Here is a 21,354-nt window from a genome sequence, read left to right as displayed (position 1 = left end):
CCCTTTTTGATTAGGTAATCCTGACCGATCAGTTCGGGCCGGGCGGGTCGTTTGCGATCGCTTTCAGAAGCTCTCTACGCAGACCTTCCGGGTTGCCCACGAGGCTCTCGTTCTTGCAGATCTGGGTCGCGAGGCCGTTCGCATCGCCGTAATCGTAGCCGAAAGCCACCAGATCATCGACGAAGCTGCCCTGCGGGTGATCCCAGATCGTCTCGCGCCACGGGCCGCGGAAGCAGTCGATATGAATCTGTTGCTTGCGGGTCGGTCCGCAGACGGTCTGGTTGTTAACGTGATCGCGCCCGACCGGGCCGGTGTAGCAGCTCGTACCGGCCTGTGCGGCGCCAGCGAACGCCATACCGGTGAGCAACGCGGCGGCGGTGATTGCAATGGTCTTCATCTCTCGAGACTCTCCTGATCGGGCAGCGGAATAACATGCGGCGCTCAAGATCCCTCCGACCCGAGCGCCGTCAGGGTGCAGTTTGCCCTGAATAAACCTAAATTGGCGAGAGATTGTCGATATTTGCCGGTTTCGTGAGAACAATAGCCGAAAAAGACAGCGGGTGTTCCGATTGTTGCGACAGTGTTCACGCTAAGGTTGTGGGGTCTTTGGCTTTTGCAGCCTGTATCTGAGCCCCGGAGGCTCTTTCTCACAGCCAGCGATTCGGGAGTCATGACGCGGCGCGGCGAAGAGGTGGCATCCTCAATCAGCGTATCGTCGCGCATCCCCTTGCGAAACCGATTTTGCCTAATAAATAGGCAATGCCGCCAAGCGGAACCGCGCCTGCGTTTTTTGGTTTCAGTTTGATGAAATTTGCTGCCGCGCCTAGGAGGGCGGGAAACCAGTGCTTGCGTGAATCCCCCGAGGCAGGCACCATATCTTTACCAAACCAGCTAAGGAGACTCTGTATTTGGGCTTCAGCGCGATCACACCCCCGCCTCGCTCTCAGGATGCTCACGAGACGCTTCTTGAGTTCCCCAACAACCGGCTGCTGATCGATCTTTGCGGTGAATTCGACCGCAATCTGGCCCAGATAGAGCACAAGCTGCAGGTTCACATCCTTCGGCGCGGCAACCAACTGGCCGTGGTGGGCGAACCCGAGGCGCAATCGCAAGCCGCCGCCGTGCTGCATCAGCTGTATCAACGCCTTGAACAGAACAAGCCGATCGACGCCGAAGAGGTCGATGCGGCGCTGCGCATGGCCGATCTGGGCGGCACCGGGACCACGGTCGACGAGCAACTCGAGATGTTCGAGGCGGGCAAGTTCGAAATCCGCACCCGCAAGAAGCAGGTCGAGCCGCGCACCGAAGCGCAGAAAGCCTATGTGAAGCATCTCTTCGAACACGAGCTGGCCTTCGGGATCGGGCCTGCGGGCACCGGCAAGACCTATCTCGCCGTGGCCGTGGGTGTGACCATGCTGATCGGCGGTCATGTCGACAAGATCATCCTGTCGCGTCCGGCCGTCGAGGCGGGCGAGCGTCTTGGCTTCCTGCCCGGCGACATGAAGGACAAGGTCGATCCCTATATGCAGCCGCTCTATGACGCGCTGAACGACTTCCTGCCGGCCAAGCAGCTTGCGAAGCTGCTGGAGGAGAAGCGGATCGAGATCGCACCGCTCGCCTTCATGCGCGGTCGCACGCTGTCGAACGCCTTCGTGGTGCTGGACGAGGCGCAGAACGCCTCGACCATGCAGATGAAGATGTTCCTGACCCGTCTGGGGCAGGGCTCGCGGATGGTGATCACCGGCGACCGCTCTCAGGTGGACCTGCCGCGCGGGATGCCCTCGGGGCTGCAGGATGCAGAGCGTATCCTCGGCCATGTCGAGGGGATCAGCTTCAACTACTTCACCGCGAAAGACGTGGTGCGTCACCCGATGGTCGCGAAGATCATCGACGCCTATGACAAGGCGGAAGGCGAGTAAGGCCGCGAGGCTTTCGACGGAGTTTCAATCTGCCCGCGCCTCGGCGCGGGCATTTTGGTTTGTGGTGATGTGTCTGGAAGTCTGACAGAGGGACGCGCCCGAGCCTTGGGTGGGCTCTTTGTAGCGTGGGTGGCTTGGCGCTTTATCTCGCAAGCCCGAACGACATTCGTGCCCGCGCTGACATCGCCAATGCGCCCTCCCGGGGGGAGGGGTGAGACGGGACAAGGCGGCCTTCCAGTGGAAGGCCGACCCGACGAACGCGCGAGGCTTTGCCGAGCGCCGGACGGGCGCGGCCCGGGGCTTGTCGCCCCGTGCTAAAAGGGCGGCTTTACGAAAAAACGCCCGGCTATGACGACCGGGCGCTCTCAAATTCCATCGCGAAGAATTCAGCTCTCGGACTTGCCTTCGAGCGCCTCGATGCGCGCTTTCAGAGCCTCGTTCTCCTCGCGCGCTTTCTGTGCCATCGCACGGACCGCATCGAACTCCTCGCGGGTCACGAGGTCCCGGTCGGCCAGCCAGCGGTCCATCCAGCTTTTCATCGCCGTCTCGGCCTCGTCCTTCGCGCCTTGGGCCACACCCATCGCGTTGGTCATCAGCTTGGACATTTCGTCGAACATCTTGTTGGGCGGCTGCATCGGCATCCCCTTGCGGTCAATTTCTGCTTCCCTGTCTATATGGGCCCCGGCGGTCCCGCTGGCAAGGTTGACTTCCCGGCCCGCGCAGGGCTTTCTCGCGGCGATTTCTGACAGGAGACCGCCTTGCTGCCTCTCGCCATTCCCTTCCCCGATTTCGATCCGGTGGCCATCACGATCCCCGGTCTCGGCCTGCCGATACGCTGGTATGCGCTGGCCTATATCGCGGGGCTGATCGCGGGCTGGCAAATCATCGTGGCGCTTATGAAGCGCGATACGCTCTGGCCTCAGAACCGCTCGCCGATGAAGCCGGGCAAGGTCGAGGACCTGCTGACGGCGGTGATCATCGGCGTGGTGCTGGGCGGGCGGCTTGGTTTCATCCTGTTCTATGAGCCCGCGTGGTATCTGGCTCATCCGCTCGATATCGTGAAGGTCTGGCAGGGCGGCATGTCCTTCCACGGGGGCTTTCTGGGCACGCTGCTCGCAGGGTGGTGGTTCGCGCGACGGCATGACGTGCCCAAGCTGCAACTGGCCGACGCGATGGCGCTGGTCGCGCCGATCGGGCTGTTCCTCGGGCGGATCGCCAATTTCATCAAGCCGGAGCTTTGGGGGCGGCCCACAGACGTGCCTTGGGGCGTGATCTTCCCCGGTGAACTGGCGCAGACCTGTCTCGGGATCGCGGGGCAGGTGGATGGCACCTGCGCGCGCCATCCCTCGCAGCTCTACGAGGCGGGGCTGGAAGGGCTGCTGCTGGGGCTGATTCTGTGGGGCATGGTGTGGTTCGGCCGCTCGCTGAAACGCCCGGGGCTGAGCCTCGGCGTGTTCCTGATGGGCTACGGCGCCGCGCGCGCCTTTGTCGAGCTGTTCCGGCAGGGTGATCCGCAATTCGTGACCCTCGGCAATCCCTACGGCCACGTGATCCGCTTCACCGATGGCTGGGGCCTGACGATGGGGCAGGTGCTGTCGCTGCCGATGATCGCGGTGGGGCTGTATTTCGTGATCCGCGCGTTGCGCGCGCCGAAAGCCTCGTGACCCCGCTGGGCGACATCCTTGCCGCGCAGATCGCGGCAGAAGGGCCGATGCGGCTCGACCGCTATATGAGCGCCTGCCTGCTGCATCCCGAGCACGGCTATTACGCGACCCGCGATCCGTTCGGGCGCGCAGGCGATTTCATTACCGCGCCGGAGATTTCCCAGATGTTCGGCGAGATGCTGGGGCTGTGTCTGGCGCAGGCATGGCTGGATCAGGGCCGGCCCGCGCCCTTCGTGCTGGCCGAGGCCGGGCCGGGGCGTGGCACGCTGATGGCCGATATGCTGCGCGCGATGAGGGCGGTTCCGGGGATGGTGGAGGCCGCACAGGTCTATCTGATCGAGGCCTCGCCCACCTTGCGCGAAATCCAGCGCGAGACGCTCGCGCAGCATCAGGTCACTTGGCACGAGACGATCGACGGCCTGCCCGAGAGGCCGGTTTTCCTCGTCGCGAACGAGTTTCTCGACGCGCTGCCGATCCGGCAGTTCCAGCGGGATGGCGACGGCTGGGCCGAGCGGCAGGTGGGGTTGTCCGACGACGGCAATCTGACGCCCGGCCTCGCGCCGCCGTCGCGTCTTGAGGCGCTGGAGCCGCGCATGTCTGACACGAGACCGGGCGACGTGGTCGAGACCTGTGCGGCTGCGGTGAACTTCACCGAGACTCTGGCTGCGCGGATTGCGCGCCAAGGCGGCGCGGCGCTGCTGATCGACTATGGTAACTGGCGTTCCAAAGGCGACACATTTCAGGCACTCAGGGCGCATGAGGCCGTCGATCCTTTCGCGGAGCCCGGCGAGGCGGACCTGACCGCCCATGTCGATTTCGAGCCTCTGGCGCAGGCCGCACAAAACGCGGGAGCCGCCGTCTCGGGCATGACCGCGCAGGGCGTTCTGCTGGAGCGGCTCGGCATCACGGCACGGGCGGAGCGCCTCGCGCAGGCGTTATCGGGGCGCGCGCGAGAGACCCATATCGCCGCGCATCGCCGCTTGACCCACCCCGAGGAAATGGGTCACCTGTTCCAAGCTCTGGCCCTCGTCGCACCTGCTGCGCCGCTGCCGCCGGGGTTCGATCCGAAGACCGTCTGAGCTATTGAGGAACGCGATGTCGACGATGCTCGAAATTCTGACCTCACCCGCCTTGGGAACCGTGAAGCACGGGTTCTTCACACGCAAAGGCGGCGCGTCCTCGGGTATTTTCGCAGGGCTCAACTGCGGTCCCGGCTCGTCGGATCAAAGCGAGGCGGTGCGCACCAATCGCGCCCGTGCGGCCGATGCGATGGGCGTGGAGCTGAACGCGCTGCAAGGCGTCAATCAGGTGCATTCGCCCGATGTCGCGGTGATCGAGGAGATCACCGATCCGCCGCCGCGCGCCGATGCGGCCGTGACCAAGGTGCCGGGCATCGCGATCTCGATCCTGACCGCCGATTGCCAGCCGGTGCTGTTCTCCGATCCGAAAGCGGGCGTTATCGGCGCGGCCCATGCGGGATGGCGCGGCGCTATGGAGGGGGTGCTGGAAAACACGCTCGACGCGATGGAGCGTTTGGGCGCGCATCGCGAGAATATCACGGCGGTGATCGGACCGTGCATCTCGGTCCATTCCTACGAGGTCGGCGAAGACTTCATGGAGCAGTTCCTGATGGAGGACATGGACTACAGCCGCTTCTTCTCGCCCGGCCCCTCGGGCAAGCCGCATTTCGATCTGCCGAGCTTCTCGCTGCACCGGCTGCGCGAGGCGGGTGTCGGCGAGGCGGAATGGATGCGCCGCTGCACCTATCAGGAGCCCGAGCGCTTTTATTCCTATCGCCGCACGACCCATGCGGGCGAGGCCGATTACGGGCGTCTGCTCTCGGCGATCCGGCTCTGATCCGGGCGCGCGGGCGGCGCGCTTTACGATATTGGCGGGGCGGCTGAGACAATCCGCCTTGCCGCATTCCTTCGTTTCCTTGCTCGAAAAAATCCAACTCCCGCCCCATGCTGGCCCCATTGCGTGGGCAGAACAGTCCCGAACCGGATCGAAAACGATCTCGTGACGAGGGGACAAAGACATGAACAAGACTCAACCGACCCGCCGCTGGATGAAAGCCGCCGTGGCCTCCGCACGCGACTGCGACACGCGGATGCCCTGGGCCCGCAAGGCGCGCCCTTCGCAGGCCAGCCGCGCTGTGGCACCCGCTCCGCGCCGGGTCAGCGCCGCACAGTGACCTCCCTTCTCGCGCGGCGATCGTAATTGGTCATGCTGATCGCCGCGCGAGACCTGGCCGGGCGCTGCCACGCCCGGCCACTTTCATCACCCGTCTCCAGTGTCTCTGGGGGCGGGTGATTCGCTTTGAATGTGGTGAGACTGTGGCGGTTTGTGCGCGGTGGAGAAACGTGCCGTTAGGGCAGGGGCTGACTGCTCGGCGATCGCGAGACAATCGCGTCAATAATTTGACGGCCTCGCACGTTTTAGCCATGTTGTGAGCGTCTCTCTGCAACCGGTGGGGGCCGATGCAGCCGTGAGAAGACCGAAAGGCCTATCGCATGAATCTACCCCACCGGACGGCAGCTGCCGCGCTACGTCCCACCGACACCGAACCGCCTCTGCCGCGCCCTTTGCGTGCGAGTCCGAATGCGCCGAAACGCGCCCTGCGCGCTTCCGCGATGACCCGCCGCTATGCCGCGTGGTGGCTGGAGGCGAACGGCTTCATCGAAGAAACCTCCCGCGTCGCCCCGGCGATTCCGCTGTTCGAGGAGGCGTTCTCCGCCTTGGCGCGCGGTGCCGTGATCGCGACCGAAGAGGGCCCGATCTCGGTTGAGGATCTGGTGCCGGGGATGCGGGTTCTGACCGCCGATGAGCGTGTCGAAACCGTCACCTGGAAAGGCTCGATGACGATGTTCCCGGCGGCGAAGGACGTGGCCGCGCGGATGATCCGCGTGACCGCCGAAGCCTTCGGACACGGTCGCCCGTCGCAGGATCTGGTGCTGGGCCCGCATGCGCGGATCTGCCTGCGCGATGCCCGGCTGCGCGGGCGTCTGGGCATCGAGGCGGCCTATGCGCCGATCGCGGCCTTCGTCGATGGGGTGAGCGTCATCGAGGTCACGCCGATCTCGCCGGTCTCCGCCTATCATCTGGTGCTCGAGCAGCACGGCTCGCTCAAGGTCGGCGGCATGGAGGTCGAGAGCTTCCATCCCGGCGAAGGCTTCGAGCGGATGATCGACCCGCGGATGGCCGAGCTGTTCCTCGCGCTGTTTCCGCAAATGGACAAGTTGCGCGAGTTCGGCCCGCTCGCCGCGCCGCGGCTGACCCGTTTCGAGGTCGAAGAAATGCTGATCTGACCGGGGCCTGAAAGGGTAAAGGTTCCGGTTGGCGATGACTGTGCTTGTGGGGAGACAGTCACGGAAACGCCGCGCGTTGAGAACCTCGCGCGGCGTTTTTTCGTCTTCAGACAGGCGAGGGAGGATTACTCCTCCATCGCCTCCAGCTCGTCGATGAAGCCTTCGATCATCGACAGGCCCTTGTCCCAGAAGGCCGGGTCGGACGCGTCGAGGCCGAAGGGCGCAAGCAGTTCCTTGTGGTGCATCGAGCCGCCCGCTTCGAGCATCGCGAAATACTTGTCCTGGAAGCCCTCGGGCGCGGCCTCGTAGGCGGCGTAGAGCGCGTTCACCAGACCGTCGCCGAACGCGTAGGCGTAGACGTAGAAGGGCGAGTGGACGAAGTGCGGGATGTAGGACCAGAAGGTCTCGTAGCCGTCCATGAACTCGAAGGCCGGGCCGAGGCTCTCGCCCTGCACCGACATCCACAACGCGTTGATATCCTCGGGCGTCAGTTCCCCTTCGGCGCGGGCTGCATGCAGCTTGCACTCGAAATCGTAGAAGGCGATCTGGCGGACGACCGTGTTGATCATGTCCTCGACCTTACCGGCCAGAAGCGTCTTGCGCTCTTCCTTGGTTTTCGCGGCAGCCAGCAGCTTGCGGAAGGTCAGCATCTCGCCGAAGACAGAGGCCGTCTCGGCCAGCGTTAGCGGCGTGTTGGCCAGCATCTCGCCCTGTTTCGCGGCCAGCACCTGATGGACGCCGTGGCCCAGCTCATGCGCCAGCGTCATCACGTCGCGCGGTTTGCCGAGGTAGTTGAGCATCACATAGGGGTGGACGGTCGTCACCGTCGGGTGCGCGAAGGCGCCCGGCGCTTTGCCCGGTTTCACGCCCGCATCGATCCAGCCTTTCTCGAAGAAGGGCTGCGCGATGTCGGCCATGCGCGGATCGAAGCCGGAATAGGCGTCCAGCACGGTGTCCTTCGCCTCGTCCCACATGATGTCGCGCGGGGCCTCGGTCGGCAGCGGCGCGTTGCGGTCCCAGATCTGCAGCTTGTCGAGGCCGAGCCATTTCGCCTTCAGCTTGTAGTAGCGATGCGACAGGCGCGGGTAGGCCGCGACCACGGCGTCGCGCAGCGCTTGCACGACTTCCGGCTCCACGTCGTTCGACAGGTGGCGACCGGTCTGCGGCGTCGGCATCTTGCGCCAGCGATCCTCGATTTCCTTTTCCTTCGCCAGCGTGTTGTGGATGCGCGAGAAGGTGCGGATGTGTTCGCCGAACACATTCGCCAGCTCTTTCGCCGCCGCTTCGCGCTTTTCGCGATTGTGGTCGGAGAGAAGGGTGGTGGTGGCCTCAAGCGAGAGCTTCTCGCCCTGCACCTCGAATTCCAGCGCGGCGGTGGTCTCGTCGAAGAGACGGTTCCACGCGGCGGCGCCGACGACCGATTGATCGTGGAGGAATTTCTCCAGCTCGTCGGAGAGCTGATAGGGTTTCATCGCGCGCATCCGGTCAAAGACCGGCTTGTAGCGGGCGACCTTCGAATCGGAGAAGACGGCCTCGTAGGTCTCGTCCGGGATGCGGTTGAATTCGAGGCTGAAGAAGACGAGCGGCGTGGTGTAGGTGGTGATCTTGTCCTGCGCGTCGGACAGCAGCTTCACCCGCGCCGGGTCGGTCGTGTTCTGGTAATAGCGCAGGCCCGTATAGGACATCACGCGGCCCGCTTTCTCGTCGATCTCCTCGTAGCGCTTGATGCACTCCGCCATGCCCGCGGCATCGAGATCGGCCAGTTTGCCTTCGTAATCGGCGGCGAACTCGGCGCAGGCTTTTTCCAGCCACGCCATGTCCTTGGTCAGTTCCGGCGCGTCGGGCGCGGGATAGAGATCGCTCAGATCCCATTCGGGCAGATCGCCGAACGCCCCTGCATTTGAATTCGCATCGAAAACGGGGCGGCGGGGTGTGAGCGTCATGGGTTTCCTCGTGTCTGATCGGTTGCTTTCCAGATAGGGGCAGGGGCGCCGCCCTGACAAGGGCGCGGGGCTGCTCGGTGCTGCACAATTTTTCAGCAGATGCTATGAAATGAACTTTCCCCGAGCATGGCGCGTTGCATAACATTGGCCATCGCCTTTTACTCGCGGGGTACAGGGCCTAGACATAAATAAAAGACTAGGGGGACTTAACCGGCGCGATGACAGAGTATTTCAACGAGATGTTCGACGGCGGCAAAGTGCGTCAGCCCTATAACGGGCTCGACGGCTGGATGCGCGAAATGCCGTCCGAGTTGCGCGCGATGAAGCAAGCCGAGGCGGAGGCGCTGTTTCGCAGGATCGGCATCACTTTCGCCGTCTATGGCGAGGGCGGCGATCCGGACCGTCTGATTCCCTTCGACATGTTTCCGCGCGTCTTCACCCAACCCGAATGGCGCAAGCTGGAGCGTGGCATCAAGCAGCGCGCCCGGGCGCTCAACGCCTTTCTGCTCGACGTCTACGGGCGCGGCGAGATCGTGCGGGCGGGGCGAATCCCGGCGCGGCTGGTCTATCAGAACGACGCCTACGAACGTGCGGTGTCGGGCTTTATCCCTCCGCGTGGCATCTACAGCCACATTGTTGGTGTCGATCTGGTGCGCACTGGGCCCGATCAGTTCTACGTGCTCGAAGACAACTGCCGCACCCCGTCGGGCGTCTCCTACATGCTGGAGAATCGCGAGATCATGATGCGGATGTTCCCGCAGCTGTTCCGCGAGAACCGGATCGAACCGGTGGATGGCTATTCGGATGCTCTGCGCCGCACCTTGGCCTCGGTTGCGCCGGCGAAATGCGACGGCGAGCCGACGGTCGCGATCCTCACGCCGGGCCATTTCAACTCGGCCTATTACGAGCATTCCTTCCTCGCCGATCTGATGGGCGTCGAACTGGTGGAAGGGCCGGACCTGTTCTGCGAGGGCGGCTTCTGCTGGATGCGCACGACGGAAGGCCCGAAGAAGCTCGACGTGATCTATCGCCGGATCGACGACGCTTTCCTCGACCCGCTCTGCTTCCGCCCGGATTCGATGCTGGGCATTCCGGGGCTGATGGATGTCTACCGCTCGGGCGGCGTTTCGATCTGCTCGGCGCCCGGGGCCGGCGTGGCCGACGACAAGGCGATCTATACCTTCGTGCCGGAAATGGTGCGCTTCTATCTGGGCGAAGAGCCGCTTCTGGAAAACGTGCCGACCTGGCAATGCGCCAAGAAGGACGACTGCAAATATGTTCTCGAAAACCTTTCCGAACTGGTGGTGAAGGAAGTTCACGGCTCGGGCGGTTACGGGATGCTCGTCGGGCCGAAATCGACCAAGGAGCAGATCGAGAATTTCCGCCACAAGATCGAGGATAATCCCGAGAACTACATCGCCCAGCCGACGCTGGCGCTGTCGACCACGCCGACCTTCGTGGAAGAGGGCGTGGCCCCGCGCCATGTCGATCTGCGGCCCTATTGCCTTGTCGGCGAGAAGGTCGAGCTGGTCCCCGGCGGGCTGACCCGCGTCGCGTTGACCGAAGGGTCGCTCGTCGTGAACTCCTCGCAGGGCGGGGGCGTGAAAGACACCTGGGTTTTGGCGGAGTGATCGGATGCTGAGTAGAACCGCTGAAAACCTGTTCTGGGTCGCGCGCTACATGGAGCGCGCGGAGACGATGGCACGGCTTCTGGAGGTCGGCGCGCGGATCGCGCTGACGCCCTCGACCGGGCACGGCTACCGCTCGGAATGGGAGAGCCTGCTGCAAGCCTCGGGCACCGCCGACGGCTTCTCCGAGAAATACGGCGACCCGGTGCAGCGCAATATAGAGAGCTACCTGTTCTTCGACCGCGACAACCCGTCCTCGGTGGTGTCCTGCATCGAGCGGGCGCGGGAAAACGCCCGCATCGTGCGCACGGCGATCACCGGTCAGGTCTGGGACACGCTCAACACCGCGTTTCAGGAGATCCGCCAGATCGAGCGTCAGCCGCGCTCGGAATGGGAAATTACCGAGCTCTGCGAATGGGTGGCCCGGCAATCGGCGTTGCTGCGCGGGGCGATGGACGGCACGATGCTGCGCAATGACGGGTTCTTCTTCATGAACCTCGGCTATGCGCTGGAGCGGGCGGACAACACTGCGCGTCTGATCGACGTGAAGTACTTCGTGCTGCTGCCGTCAGTGGAGATGGTGGGCTCGGGGCTCGACAATTACCAATGGCAGGTACTGCTGCGCGCGCTGCAATCCTACCGGGCCTTCCACTGGGCCTATGGCGGCGAGCTGACGGCGTCGAAGATCATGCATTTCCTGATCCTCAATCCGGCCAGCCCGCGCTCGCTGATTTCGGCCACGCGCAAGGCGATGCACCATCTCGACAATCTCGAAAGCTTCTACGAGGTCGAGCCGGGTGCCGGCCTGCCGCAGATGCGGGCCAAGGCGATCATGACCGAGCTGAACCAGACGCAGGTCGCCGAAATTATCGACGAAGGCCTGCATGAGTTCCTCACCCGCTTCATCGGCGAGGTCGGGCAGCTTACCGCGCTCGTTCAGCAAACCTACCTGTCGGGAGATGCGCGATGATCCTCACCGTCAACCATGTCACCACCTATGATTACGACGCGCCGATGGGCGCTGCGGTGCAATCTCTGCGCATGTTCCCCTCGCGCTTCGAGGGCCAGCGCGTGATCGAATGGGACGTCTCGGTCGAAGGTGGGCTCCGGGGCGGGTCTTTCCGCGACGGCGCGGGCGATCGCATCGAGGGCTGGTCGATCCGTCCGCCAGTCGACGAGGTCGAGATTACCGTGAAAGGGCAGGTCGAGACGTTCGACACCTCGGGCGTGCTGCGCGGCCATCGCGAGCTGGTGCATCCGATGGCATACCTGCGCGAGACCGTCGCTACCTGGATCGACGACAGTCTGGCGGCGCTGGCAGAAGAGGCCGTTGCAGGGGCCACGGAAGATCTCAACCGGGCGCATCGCCTGAGCGCTGCGATCTCCGAGGCGATCGCTTACAAGCCGGGTGCCACCCATTCGCACACCACTGCCGCCGAGGCGCTGGCGCAGGGCGAGGGCGTCTGTCAGGACCACGCCCACGCGCTGGTCGCCGTCGCCCGCTGCGTCGATCTGCCCGCGCGCTATGTCTCGGGCTACCTGTTCGCGACCGATGACGGCACGCCGCACGAGGCCGCCCACGCCTGGGGCGAGATCTGGGTCGCAGGGATCGGCTGGATCGGGTTCGACCCGGCGAACAAATGCTGCCCCGACGAGCGCTACATCCGCCTCGGCTCCGGTCTCGATGCGCGCGAAGCCGCGCCGATTCGTGGCATCACCCAAGGCTCGGGTGAGGAGCGACTGCACGTCACAGTTGCCTTGGACCAAGTCCAGCAATAGATTGCGCGCTTGTCAGGGATCAGGGAACGAACATGACCTATTGCGTAGGCCTCTTGCTGAACGAGGGGATGGTGCTGCTGTCGGACACGCGGACCAACGGCGGGCTCGATAACATCGCGACCTATCGCAAGATGTTCACCTTCGAGGAGCCCGGCGAACGGGTGATCGCGATCATGACCGCGGGCTCGCTCTCGGTGACGCAAACGACCCTGGCGCGGTTGCGCGAAGCGGCCGATGCGAGCGACGCGACGGGCGACAGCTCGATCATGGAAGCGCCTACCATGCTGAAAGTGGCCGAGATTATCGGCAACACGATGGCGGGCGTGCGCAAGGACATCACGAGCCGGATGGATGCCGAGCGGGTCTCGACCTCGGCCTCGATGATCGTCGCGGGCCAGCGCGCGGGCGGCGAGATGCGGATGTTCCTGATCTACCCGGAAGGCAATTTCATCGAGGCGACCGAGGACACGCCCTTCCTGCAGATCGGCGAACATAAATACGGCAAGCCGATCCTCGATCGCGTGGTGCGTCCCGAGACCAACCTGATCGACGCTCAGAAGGCGGTGCTTCTGTCGATGGATTCGACGCTGCGCTCGAATCTCTCGGTGGGAATGCCGCTCGATCTGGCGGTGATCAAGAAGGACGACTGCCGGATTTCCAGTCAGCGCCGCATCGAGGCGGGCGACAGCGATTTCGCGGAAATGTCGGAAGCTTGGTCGAACGCGCTGCGCGACAGCTTCACGCAGATTCAGCTTTAACCGGCTCGCGGGCCTCCAGCCCGCCCGCCGCGTCGAACAGCGCGGCGCAGCCGTCGTAGAAGCGTTTCCGCGTCGCGGGGACTTCCATCATCAATTCGTGCTCGGCGCCGGGGATCACGTCCAGCTTGCCCTTCGGCCAGCGTCCCATCCGCTCATGGACCGCGGGCGTGTGCACGATCTTCTCCACCCCGCCCAAGCCGCAATAGCAGGGCAGGTCGGGGGAGGGCAGGGCTGCCAGCGCCTCGCATTCCAGCAGACTCTCGGCAACCCAGTGGATCGTCGGGCCGGCCAGCGTCAGTTCGGGATGTTTCGCGGCCTGCTCGACCAGCCAGGCCCACATCTCGGGGTCGCGGGTCAGGCGGTTCGACTCGAAACTGTCGCGATAAACGTAAGTGGTGCCGTTCATGCCGGGCGGATAGTTGTTCGCAAGGAAACCTTCGCCCAGCAGGTTCGCCAGCACGATCCGGAACGGGTGCAGCAGGGCCGAGGTGGCGATCCCCCACATCGGCGCAGAGAAGGCGACCGCGTTGAAGCGATGGTGTTCGTGCATCACCGCGCGCAGCGCGATCGCGCCGCCCATCGAGTGACCCACGATGTAATAGGGTTGCGGCAGGCCCAGCTCGTCTGCGGCGGCGATCACCGCATGCAGATCCCACTGGTAATCCTGCAAGCCGCCGACATGGCCCTTTTCGGGCGCGTCGGGCAAAAGCCGGTCGGCCAAGCCTTGCCCGCGCCAGTCGATGGCGAGCATGGCATAGCCCCGGGCCGCGAATTCCGCGGCCGCAGGGCCGTATTTCTCGACATATTCGGTGCGTCCGCATCCCAGAAAGACCGTGCCGCGTGGTTGGGGCGGGGCAGGCCAATGCGCGAAACGTATCCGCACACCATCTTCCGCCGTCAGCCAGTAGGCCGCGCCCCCCTCGGGGCCGCGCGCGATCTCTTCGAAAAGCGGTGCGCGTTCCATCAGGCGAGCGCCGCACCCAGCTGCATGGCGAGGCCCATCGAGCCGTCGACCGAAAGCTTGCCGGACATGAAGGCCGCGGTGGGGTTCACATCGCCGTTGAGCATGCCTTCGAAAGTCTCGCGGTCGGCGGTCAGAACGACTTCCGCGTCGTCGTCGCCTTCACGCACGCCGTTCTCGTCGGCGATGATCGAGCCTTCGTCCTCGATCACGAATTTTGCAGTCGAAGAAAACCCATCGGGCAGTTTCGCCCGCAGTGCCTCAACGGCCTTGTCGATAACCTCGCTCATCGCGTCCTCCAAATTTGATGGCCGGGCTCTCGCATTCTCCGGCAATTGCATTACAGTCATGATTTATGTGGCAGCGATTTGACAGATACAAATGTGTCGTCACGGCATTTTGCTTTTCGGCGATGCTGGGAACAATGGCGGCATTCCCCGCCAGCGCCGAAACCGCGGGGCTCGAGCCCTATTTCAAAGAGTTGGCCGATCCGAACGATCCGGGCTGGTCGCGGGCCGAGGCGGACATCCGCAGGGCGTGGTCGCGCTCGGGGTCTGCGGCGATGGATTTGCTGTTCAAGCGCGGCGAGGACGCACTGGACGCGGGCGACACCGAGGCCGCGATCGAGCATTTCACGGCGCTGACCGATCATGCCCCCGATTTTTCCGCAGGCTGGAACGGACGGGCGACGGCCTATTTCATGGCCGGGCTTTACGGTCCTTCGGCGGCGGATATCGCGCGCACCCTGAAGCTGGAGCCGCGTCATTGGGGCGCGCTTGCCGGGTTGGGGGCGATCCTCGAAGAGATGGGCGACGACAAGCGCGCGCTTGAGGCCTATCAGAAGTCTTTTGCCTTGAATCCGCATCAACAGGATGTGAAAGACGCCATTGCGCGCCTCGATAAGGCGCATCAGGGCACGGCTCTCTAAGGGCTGGAACGGAGCTGCGATGCAAGGCGGGCGGATCACGGCCGTTCTGGGGCCGACCAATACCGGCAAAACCCATTACGCAATCGAGAGGATGCTGGCGCATCGGACCGGCGTCATCGGGCTGCCGCTGCGGCTGCTCGCGCGCGAGGTCTATGACCGGATCGTGGCGCAGCGTGGGCCGAGCGTGGTGGCGCTGGTCACCGGCGAAGAGCGGATCGTGCCCGAACGCACGCAGTACTGGGTCTGCACGGTCGAGGCGATGCCGACGGGGATCGGTGCGGACTTCCTTGCCATCGACGAAATCCAGCTGTGTGGCGACCCCGAGCGCGGTCATGTCTTCACCGACCGGCTGCTGCATGCGCGCGGGCTGCACGAGACGCTGTTCCTCGGCTCCGAGACGATGCGGGGGGCGATCGCCGCCTTGGTGCCGAAGGTGCAGTTCACGAAGCGCGAGCGGTTTTCCGAGCTGACCTATTCCGGCTCGAAGAAAATCTCCCGGATGAAGCCGCGCTCGGCCATCGTCGGGTTTTCGGTCGAGAATACCTATGCGATCGCGGAGCTGATCCGCCGCCAGAAAGGTGGCTGCGCGGTGGTGATGGGGGCGCTGTCGCCCCGCACCCGCAATGCGCAGGTCGAGATGTATCAGAATGGCGACGTGGATTATCTCGTGGCCACCGATGCGATCGGGATGGGGCTCAACCTCGATATCGACCATGTCGCGTTTTCGGCCACCTCGAAATTCGACGGGCGGCGGATGCGTCCGCTTTTCCCGCATGAGTTGGCACAGATCGCAGGCCGCGCGGGGCGCCACACCACCGACGGCACGTTCGGCGTGACGGGCGAGGCGCGCCCGCTGCAGCCCGAGGTGATCGAAGCGGTCGAGAATCACCGTTTCGCGCCGCTGCAGCGGCTGCAATGGCGCAATGCGCGGCTGGAATTCGGCACCGTGGACCGGCTGATCCAGTCGCTCGACGCGCGGCCGGACGGCGAATGGCTCACCAAGGGGCGCGAGGCGGACGATGCGCGCGCGCTCAAGGTGCTGGCTGACGATCCGGCGATCCGCGACCGCATTACCAGCCCAAAGGATGTGCAACTCCTTTGGGATGTCTGCCGAATCCCCGATTTTCGTTCGATTTCCGAGGCCGAACATGCAACGCTTCTGGCGCGCATCTTCGAGTTCCTGCAATCGGGCAAGGGCGTGCCCTCGGACTGGCTTGCACGTCAGATCGAGCGTATCGACAGGACGGGCGGCGATATCGACACGCTCTCGCGTCGTCTCGCCTTCATCCGCACATGGACCTATGTTGCGCAACGCAAAGGGTGGGTCGATGATGAAAGCCATTGGCGCGAGGCGACCCGCGCTGTAGAAGACCGCCTGTCGGACGCGCTGCATGGCGCGCTGACGCAAAGATTTGTGGACCGGCGCACCTCTGTGTTGATGCGCCGGCTCAAGCAGAAGGAGACCCTCGTGGCCGAGGTGAACGACAAGGGCGAAGTGACGGTTGAAGGCGAATTCGCGGGCCGTTTGGAAGGATTCCGGTTCAAGCAGGACGAGACCGGCTCGCCCGACGAGGCGAAGATGCTTGCCCGCGCGGCCTACGAGGCGCTTGCGCCCGAGTTCAGCCTGCGCGCGGACCGCTTCTACAACGCCCCCGATACGGAGATGGATTTCACCGAGCAGGGCGGCCTGATGTGGGGCGATACCGCTGTCGGCAAGCTGGTGAAGGGGCCCGATCTCCTGAAGCCGACCGTGCAGGCTTTCGTCGATGACGAGGCGGGCGCGGATGTGGCCGAGAAGGTTACGCGCCGTCTGCAGCATTTCATCGACCGCAAGGTCGCAGCCCTGTTCGAGCCGCTTCTGGCGATGAGCCGTGACGAAGAGCTGACGGGTCTCGCCCGTGGCTTCGCGTTCCGCATGGTGGAATCGCTTGGCATCATCCCGCGCGAGCAGGTCGCCGCCGAGGTGAAGGATCTCGATCAGGACGCGCGCGGCTCGCTGCGCAAGCACGGCGTGCGCTTCGGTCAGTACACGATCTTCATGCCCGCGCTTCTCAAGCCCGCGCCGACGCGGCTGCGGCTGGTGCTGGCCTCGCTGTGGTCGGGCGCGGATGAATTCCCCGAAAGCCCGCCTCCGGGCCTCGTGACGATCCCGAATATCGACGCGTTCGATGCCGAGACCTACCGCCTGTCGGGCTACCGTCCCTCGGGCGCGCGGGCGATCCGCATCGACATGCTCGAACGTCTCGCCGATCTGCTGCGCACGCAGGACAGCCGCGGCGGGTTCGAAGCCAATCCGGACATGCTCTCGATCACCGGCATGACGCTGGACCAGTTCGCCGATCTGATGGGCGGCATGGGCTACAAGGCCGAGAAGGGCGAGCGCGCCAAGGTGAAGGCTGCCGATCTCGAGAAGGCCGAAGAGCAAGCCGGCGCCGAGGCGCTCAAGACCGAGCAGGCCGACGAGGCGAAAGCCGAGGCTGGCGGCGGCGAGCAGCCTGCCGAGACCCATCCCGAGGCGGAGGCTGCGGCCGAGGCCGGCGGCGACATGGTGGCAGCCGATGACGTGACCAGCGACGAGGTCGAGGTGTTCTACACCTTTACCTGGGCGCCGCGTCCGCGCGGCAACCGTCCGCCGCGCCGCGAACAGGGCCAAGGTGGCAAGCCCGGTGGCGAACGTGGCGAGCGCAAGGGCGGCGGCAAGCCGCATGGCAAGCGCGACGGTCACAAGGGCAAGAAGGGTGGCAAGCCGCAAGGCGCGCGCAACTTCGAGGCCCGTCCGCCGAAGAAGGACAAGCCGGTCGATCCGGACAACCCCTTCGCGGTTCTGGCAGCCCTCAAGGACAAAAAGTAACGACCCGCCATGGCTGACGCGCCCGAGCGCATCCGCATCGACAAATGGCTCTGGCAGGCGCGGTTCTGTAAGACCCGCGGCCTCGCGCAGGAGCTGGTTCAGGGTGGCAAGACGCGCGTCAACGGTCAGCGCATCGATAAGCCCGGCCGGGCGATCGGGCCGGGCGATGTGCTGACGCTCAGACTTGGAAAAGGGCAGGACGCGCGGATCTGCGTTTTGCGGGTGCTGGACTGCGGCACCCGGCGCGGTCCGGCGGTCGAGGCGCAGGCGCTTTACGCATTGCTCGAACCGGAAGGCTAAGCTGTGCGGAATGCCGCAGCGAAAAGCTCGGGCTCTCTCTTGAAAGAGGTGGCATCCCCCGCTAGGACGGGTCAGGAAGCTGTTCAATCGGGGTTTCACCAATGACCTACGTCGTCATCGATAACTGCATCAACTGCAAATATACCGACTGCGTCGAGGTCTGCCCGGTGGATTGCTTCTACGAGGGGGAGAACACGTTGGTGATCCATCCTGACGAATGCATCGACTGCGGCGTCTGCGAGCCGGAATGCCCCGCCGATGCGATCCGTCCGGATACCGAGCCGGAAATGGAATCCTGGGTCGAACTCAACCGGAAATATTCCGAACTCTGGCCGGTGATCACCCAGAAGAAAGATCCGATGCCGGATGCCGAGAAGCACGACGGCGAGAGTGGCAAGCTGGAGAAGTATTTCTCCGAGGCGCCCGGCGAAGGCGACTGACGGGTCGGTGATTCTGACCAATTTGCCCGATTCTGAGCGAATTGGGGCGGTTTACGCTGCGGCAAAGTGTCAAAATGCGCCGCATAACCCACTGAAATCGTGTGATATTACACATGCGCGACAGTAACGCGCTTTGAAATGCACGCGTTTTTTGCTATATTACTGTTACAAAATGAGTTCGACCCCACCTTTTGCGTCGCCTGCTCGCCCGCAAAAGAGATCTCGTGACTGACTGACGAACGCGGAGCTATTCAGCCCCGTGGGCGTCCTATGCTCGCTGGATACCGGGGTTCGTGACCGGCTGCAAGGAAACGAACCGCATGACCAAGACCAAGAAGACCGAATTCCGCCCCAATGATTTCGTCGTCTACCCGGCGCATGGCGTGGGGAAAATCATGTCCATCGAAGAACAGGAAATCGCCGGGCTCAAGCTCGAGCTTTTCGTGATCTCCTTCGAGAAGGACAAGATGACCCTGCGTGTGCCGACGCACAAGGCGACCGAAGTCGGGATGCGCAGCCTCTCCTCGCCTGACATGGTGACCAAAGCGCTTGAGACCCTCAAGGGCAAGGCGAAGGTCAAGCGGGCGATGTGGTCGCGCCGCGCGCAGGAATACGAACAGAAGATCAACTCGGGCGACCTGCTCGCGATCGCTGAAGTGGTGCGCGACCTGCACCGCAGCGACGATCAGCGCGAGCAGTCCTACTCGGAGCGTCAGCTCTATGAAGCCGCGCTCGAGCGTCTGACCCGCGAAGTCGCCGCCGTTTCGGGCACCGACGAAGAGCGTGCCGCGAAAACCGTCGACGAGGTTCTGGTCGGCCGCGCCGCCTGATCCCGACATTAGCGGAACTTTTCCAACGCGAGGCTTGCGAGCCTCGCGTTTTTTCATGTGCGCAGGGCAGGGGGAGGCTCAGGCTTCGGGGCCGGTCTTCTCGCTGCCCGGTGCCTCGCGGTCGCTCTCGTCGCGCTCGCCGCGGCGGCGGAACTGCTCCATCATCGCGGCTTCCAGCTCGGCGTTGAGCTCCTTCGTGCGTGCGATGTAGTCGGGATTCTGCTCCACCGGGACGCCCGGCTTCCAGACCTGCGCCAGATCGCGCACCGCGGCCCGGTCGAGCTTGAAGAACAGCTTCTCCAGCTCGGAGGCCTCGAAGGCCGAGAGCCCCGCATTCTCCAGCACATAGCGCCCGGCGCGCAGCGAACTGTCGAACATCTCGCGCACGATGTCATTCGCGCCTGCACGATACAGGTCGAACACATGCGTCCGGTCGCGGGCGCGTGCGACGATATGCAGATCGGGCCGGATCCGGCGGGCATAGGCCACCAGTTTCGTGGTGTTCTCGCGCCCGTCCAGCGCCACCACCAGCACACGCGCCTGATTGATCCCGGCAGCGGCGAGCAGATCAGGTCGCGTCGGGTCGCCGAAATAGCCCTTGAAGCCGAAGGTCCGCATCAGCTGGATCGTCTTGAGGTCGGCGTCCAGAACCGTCGTCCGCATTCCCGACATCGTCACCAGACGGTTCACGACCTGACCGAAGCGACCAACGCCGGCGATGATGATCGTCTGCTGCTCGTCGATCGCGTCGGGGTCCGGGCCGGGGGGCTTGCGCAGCCGCAACCCGATCTGCTCGTGCAGGATGAACAGCAAGGGCGTGATCAGCATCGACAGCGCGATCACCACCAGAAGCTTCTCGGCCAAGGCGTTGGGCAGGATGCGTTGCCCCACCGCGAAGGAGACCAGCACGAAGCCGAATTCCCCCGCTTGTGCGAGGCTCAGCGTGAACAGCGAGCGATCCGGCCCGCGGATTTTGAACAGCACCGAGAGGCCGTAAAGCACCGCCGATTTCAGGGCGACCAGCAGGAAGACCAGCGCGAAGATATTGGCGGGTTGCGCGATAATGACGTCGAAATTGATGCCCGCGCCCACGGTGATGAAGAACAGCCCCATCAACAGCCCTTTGAAGGGCTCGATGTCGGATTCCATCTCGTGCTTGAACTCGCTATCGGCCAGCACGACACCGGCGAGGAAGGTGCCGAGCGCGGGCGAGAGCCCCACGAGGTTCATCAGGCTCGCAATGCCCACCACGATCAGCAGGGCCATCGCGGTATTCACCTCGCGCAGCCGCGCCCCTTGAACGAAGCGGAAGAGCGGGCGCACGAGGTAGTGCCCCATCAAGACGGTGAGGGCGACGGCGGCCAGCGTGATCACCGTGACGCCCCAGGCGGGCAGAGAGTCGATGAGGCGCGCCACGACGTGATCGCCGTGCCCCGCCTTGGCCACCGCGCGCGCGCCGGGCAGGGCCAGAAGCGGCATCAGCGCCAGCATCGGGATCACCGCGATATCCTGCGTCAGCAGCACCGCAAACGAGGACCGCCCGCCCGCCGTCTGCATCAGCCGCTTTTCATTCAGCGTCTGCAGCACGATCGCGGTCGAGGACAGCGACAGCGTCATCCCGATCGCCAGCGAGACGCGGAAATCCTCGCCCATCGCCATGACGATCGCCGTCACCAGCACCATGGTGACCAGCACCTGCAACCCGCCAAGGCCGATCAGCTTGTCGCGCATTGCCCAAAGCGCGCGCGGCTCCAGTTCCAGCCCGATGAGGAACAGCATCATCACCACGCCGAACTCCGCGAAATGCTGGAGGTCGGTCATTTCCGCGCCGGAGAGGCCCGTGGCGGGGCCGATCAGGATGCCCGCGATCAGGTAGCCCAGCACCGAGCCGAGGCCCGCACGCGTGGCCAGCGGCACCGCGATGACCATCGCGAGCAGGTAGAACGTGGCTTGGAACAGAAAGCTTTCCATCGGCGGCTTACATCCTTGAGCGATGCGCGGGGAAGGCGCGCGACGCGGCTATTCCCCAGCGTAGTCCGGCGCGG

The 21,354-nt window shown here is 64.3% G+C and carries 21 protein-coding genes; 15 read left to right on the top strand and 6 right to left on the bottom strand.

The genetic code is table 11. The features are described 5' to 3' along the window. Positions 1-28 precede the first annotated feature (28 nt). A complete protein-coding gene (locus AKL02_RS16340; RefSeq protein WP_078542121.1) occupies positions 29-397 on the bottom strand; it encodes a hypothetical protein in 369 nt (122 codons plus the stop codon). Positions 398-908: 511 nt separating this feature from the next. Here AKL02_RS16340 and AKL02_RS16335 point away from each other — a divergent pair. Further along, positions 909-1,919, top strand: coding sequence for a PhoH family protein (locus AKL02_RS16335; protein ID WP_078548700.1), 1,011 nt, complete (start codon positions 909-911; stop codon positions 1,917-1,919). A gap of 386 nt (positions 1,920-2,305) precedes the next feature. On the opposite strand, the gene AKL02_RS16330 is transcribed toward AKL02_RS16335, so the two are convergent. Further along, positions 2,306-2,554 carry an accessory factor UbiK family protein gene (locus AKL02_RS16330; RefSeq protein WP_078520603.1) on the bottom strand — a complete coding sequence of 83 codons (249 nt, stop codon included), beginning with the start codon at positions 2,552-2,554 and terminating at the stop codon, positions 2,306-2,308. A 126-nt stretch (positions 2,555-2,680) separates the two neighbouring features. Between AKL02_RS16330 and lgt the strand changes: the two genes are divergently transcribed. From lgt to AKL02_RS16305, 5 genes are all read left to right on the top strand, one after another. After that, on the top strand, positions 2,681-3,583 hold the full coding sequence (gene lgt, locus AKL02_RS16325) for a prolipoprotein diacylglyceryl transferase (RefSeq protein ID WP_108722323.1): 903 nt from the start codon (positions 2,681-2,683) through the stop codon (positions 3,581-3,583). After that, positions 3,580-4,662, top strand: coding sequence for a class I SAM-dependent methyltransferase (locus AKL02_RS16320; RefSeq protein ID WP_083075664.1), 1,083 nt, complete (start codon positions 3,580-3,582; stop codon positions 4,660-4,662). The genes lgt and AKL02_RS16320 overlap by 4 nt, the downstream gene beginning before the upstream one ends. Before the next feature lie 25 nt (positions 4,663-4,687). Next, positions 4,688-5,440: a peptidoglycan editing factor PgeF gene (gene pgeF, locus AKL02_RS16315; protein ID WP_078520602.1), complete on the top strand. Its 753-nt coding sequence runs from the start codon at positions 4,688-4,690 to the stop codon at positions 5,438-5,440. Between the two features lie 181 nt (positions 5,441-5,621). Further along, complete coding sequence (locus AKL02_RS16310) at positions 5,622-5,777, top strand: hypothetical protein (RefSeq protein ID WP_165756930.1); 156 nt, start codon at positions 5,622-5,624, stop codon at positions 5,775-5,777. Between the two features lie 439 nt (positions 5,778-6,216). Continuing rightward, complete coding sequence (locus tag AKL02_RS16305) at positions 6,217-6,891, top strand: Hint domain-containing protein (protein ID WP_165756931.1); 675 nt, start codon at positions 6,217-6,219, stop codon at positions 6,889-6,891. A gap of 125 nt (positions 6,892-7,016) precedes the next feature. Here the strand turns inward: AKL02_RS16305 and AKL02_RS16300 are convergent, their stop codons facing one another. Next, positions 7,017-8,834: a M3 family oligoendopeptidase gene (locus AKL02_RS16300; RefSeq protein WP_083075669.1), complete on the bottom strand. Its 1,818-nt coding sequence runs from the start codon at positions 8,832-8,834 to the stop codon at positions 7,017-7,019. A gap of 218 nt (positions 8,835-9,052) precedes the next feature. On the opposite strand from AKL02_RS16300, the gene AKL02_RS16295 reads away from it, so the two are divergent. From AKL02_RS16295 to AKL02_RS16280, 4 genes are read left to right on the top strand one after another with little or no spacing between them, the layout of a single operon-like run. Next, positions 9,053-10,465, top strand: coding sequence for a circularly permuted type 2 ATP-grasp protein (locus tag AKL02_RS16295; protein ID WP_078600389.1), 1,413 nt, complete (start codon positions 9,053-9,055; stop codon positions 10,463-10,465). A 4-nt stretch (positions 10,466-10,469) separates the two neighbouring features. After that, entirely contained in the window at positions 10,470-11,432 is a 963-nt protein-coding gene (locus AKL02_RS16290) for an alpha-E domain-containing protein (RefSeq protein ID WP_083075672.1), read from the top strand. After that, complete coding sequence (locus AKL02_RS16285; protein ID WP_083075675.1) at positions 11,429-12,241, top strand: transglutaminase family protein; 813 nt, start codon at positions 11,429-11,431, stop codon at positions 12,239-12,241. Before AKL02_RS16290 ends, AKL02_RS16285 begins: the two co-directional genes overlap by 4 nt. A 32-nt stretch (positions 12,242-12,273) precedes the next feature. Further along, positions 12,274-12,999, top strand: coding sequence for a proteasome-type protease (locus AKL02_RS16280; protein WP_078548680.1), 726 nt, complete (start codon positions 12,274-12,276; stop codon positions 12,997-12,999). Here AKL02_RS16280 and AKL02_RS16275 read toward each other — a convergent pair. Both AKL02_RS16275 and AKL02_RS16270 read right to left on the bottom strand, forming a co-directional pair. Then, positions 12,980-13,963, bottom strand: a complete 984-nt coding sequence (locus AKL02_RS16275) for an alpha/beta hydrolase (protein ID WP_083075678.1) — start codon at positions 13,961-13,963, stop codon at positions 12,980-12,982. The genes AKL02_RS16280 and AKL02_RS16275 overlap by 20 nt on opposite strands. Further along, a complete protein-coding gene (locus AKL02_RS16270) occupies positions 13,963-14,250 on the bottom strand; it encodes an SCP2 sterol-binding domain-containing protein (protein ID WP_078542112.1) in 288 nt (95 codons plus the stop codon). The genes AKL02_RS16275 and AKL02_RS16270 overlap by 1 nt, the downstream gene beginning before the upstream one ends. Positions 14,251-14,384: 134 nt before the next feature. Here AKL02_RS16270 and AKL02_RS16265 point away from each other — a divergent pair, with 134 nt between their 5' ends. The 5 genes from AKL02_RS16265 to AKL02_RS16245 all read left to right on the top strand — a co-directional run bounded on the left by AKL02_RS16265 (position 14,385) and on the right by AKL02_RS16245 (position 19,309). Continuing rightward, on the top strand, positions 14,385-14,888 hold the full coding sequence (locus AKL02_RS16265; RefSeq protein WP_232621645.1) for a tetratricopeptide repeat protein: 504 nt from the start codon (positions 14,385-14,387) through the stop codon (positions 14,886-14,888). A gap of 19 nt (positions 14,889-14,907) precedes the next feature. After that, positions 14,908-17,739, top strand: a complete 2,832-nt coding sequence (locus AKL02_RS16260) for a helicase-related protein (RefSeq protein WP_083075684.1) — start codon at positions 14,908-14,910, stop codon at positions 17,737-17,739. Between the two features lie 9 nt (positions 17,740-17,748). Next, positions 17,749-18,039, top strand: coding sequence for an RNA-binding S4 domain-containing protein (locus AKL02_RS16255; protein WP_083075686.1), 291 nt, complete (start codon positions 17,749-17,751; stop codon positions 18,037-18,039). Between the two features lie 101 nt (positions 18,040-18,140). Beyond that, complete coding sequence (gene fdxA / locus AKL02_RS16250) at positions 18,141-18,479, top strand: ferredoxin FdxA (RefSeq protein WP_083075689.1); 339 nt, start codon at positions 18,141-18,143, stop codon at positions 18,477-18,479. Positions 18,480-18,799: 320 nt separating this feature from the next. After that, complete coding sequence (locus AKL02_RS16245) at positions 18,800-19,309, top strand: CarD family transcriptional regulator (RefSeq protein ID WP_075774088.1); 510 nt, start codon at positions 18,800-18,802, stop codon at positions 19,307-19,309. A 78-nt stretch (positions 19,310-19,387) separates the two neighbouring features. Here AKL02_RS16245 and AKL02_RS16240 read toward each other — a convergent pair whose 3' ends face one another. Further along, positions 19,388-21,280: a monovalent cation:proton antiporter-2 (CPA2) family protein gene (locus AKL02_RS16240; RefSeq protein ID WP_083075691.1), complete on the bottom strand. Its 1,893-nt coding sequence runs from the start codon at positions 21,278-21,280 to the stop codon at positions 19,388-19,390. Positions 21,281-21,354: the final 74 nt, after the last annotated feature.

This window comes from Thioclava electrotropha (assembly GCF_002085925.2).
Lineage (GTDB): Bacteria > Pseudomonadota > Alphaproteobacteria > Rhodobacterales > Rhodobacteraceae > Thioclava > Thioclava electrotropha.
Note: the sequence above shows the minus strand (reverse complement) of the source record. Positions and strands in the feature narration are given on the sequence as shown.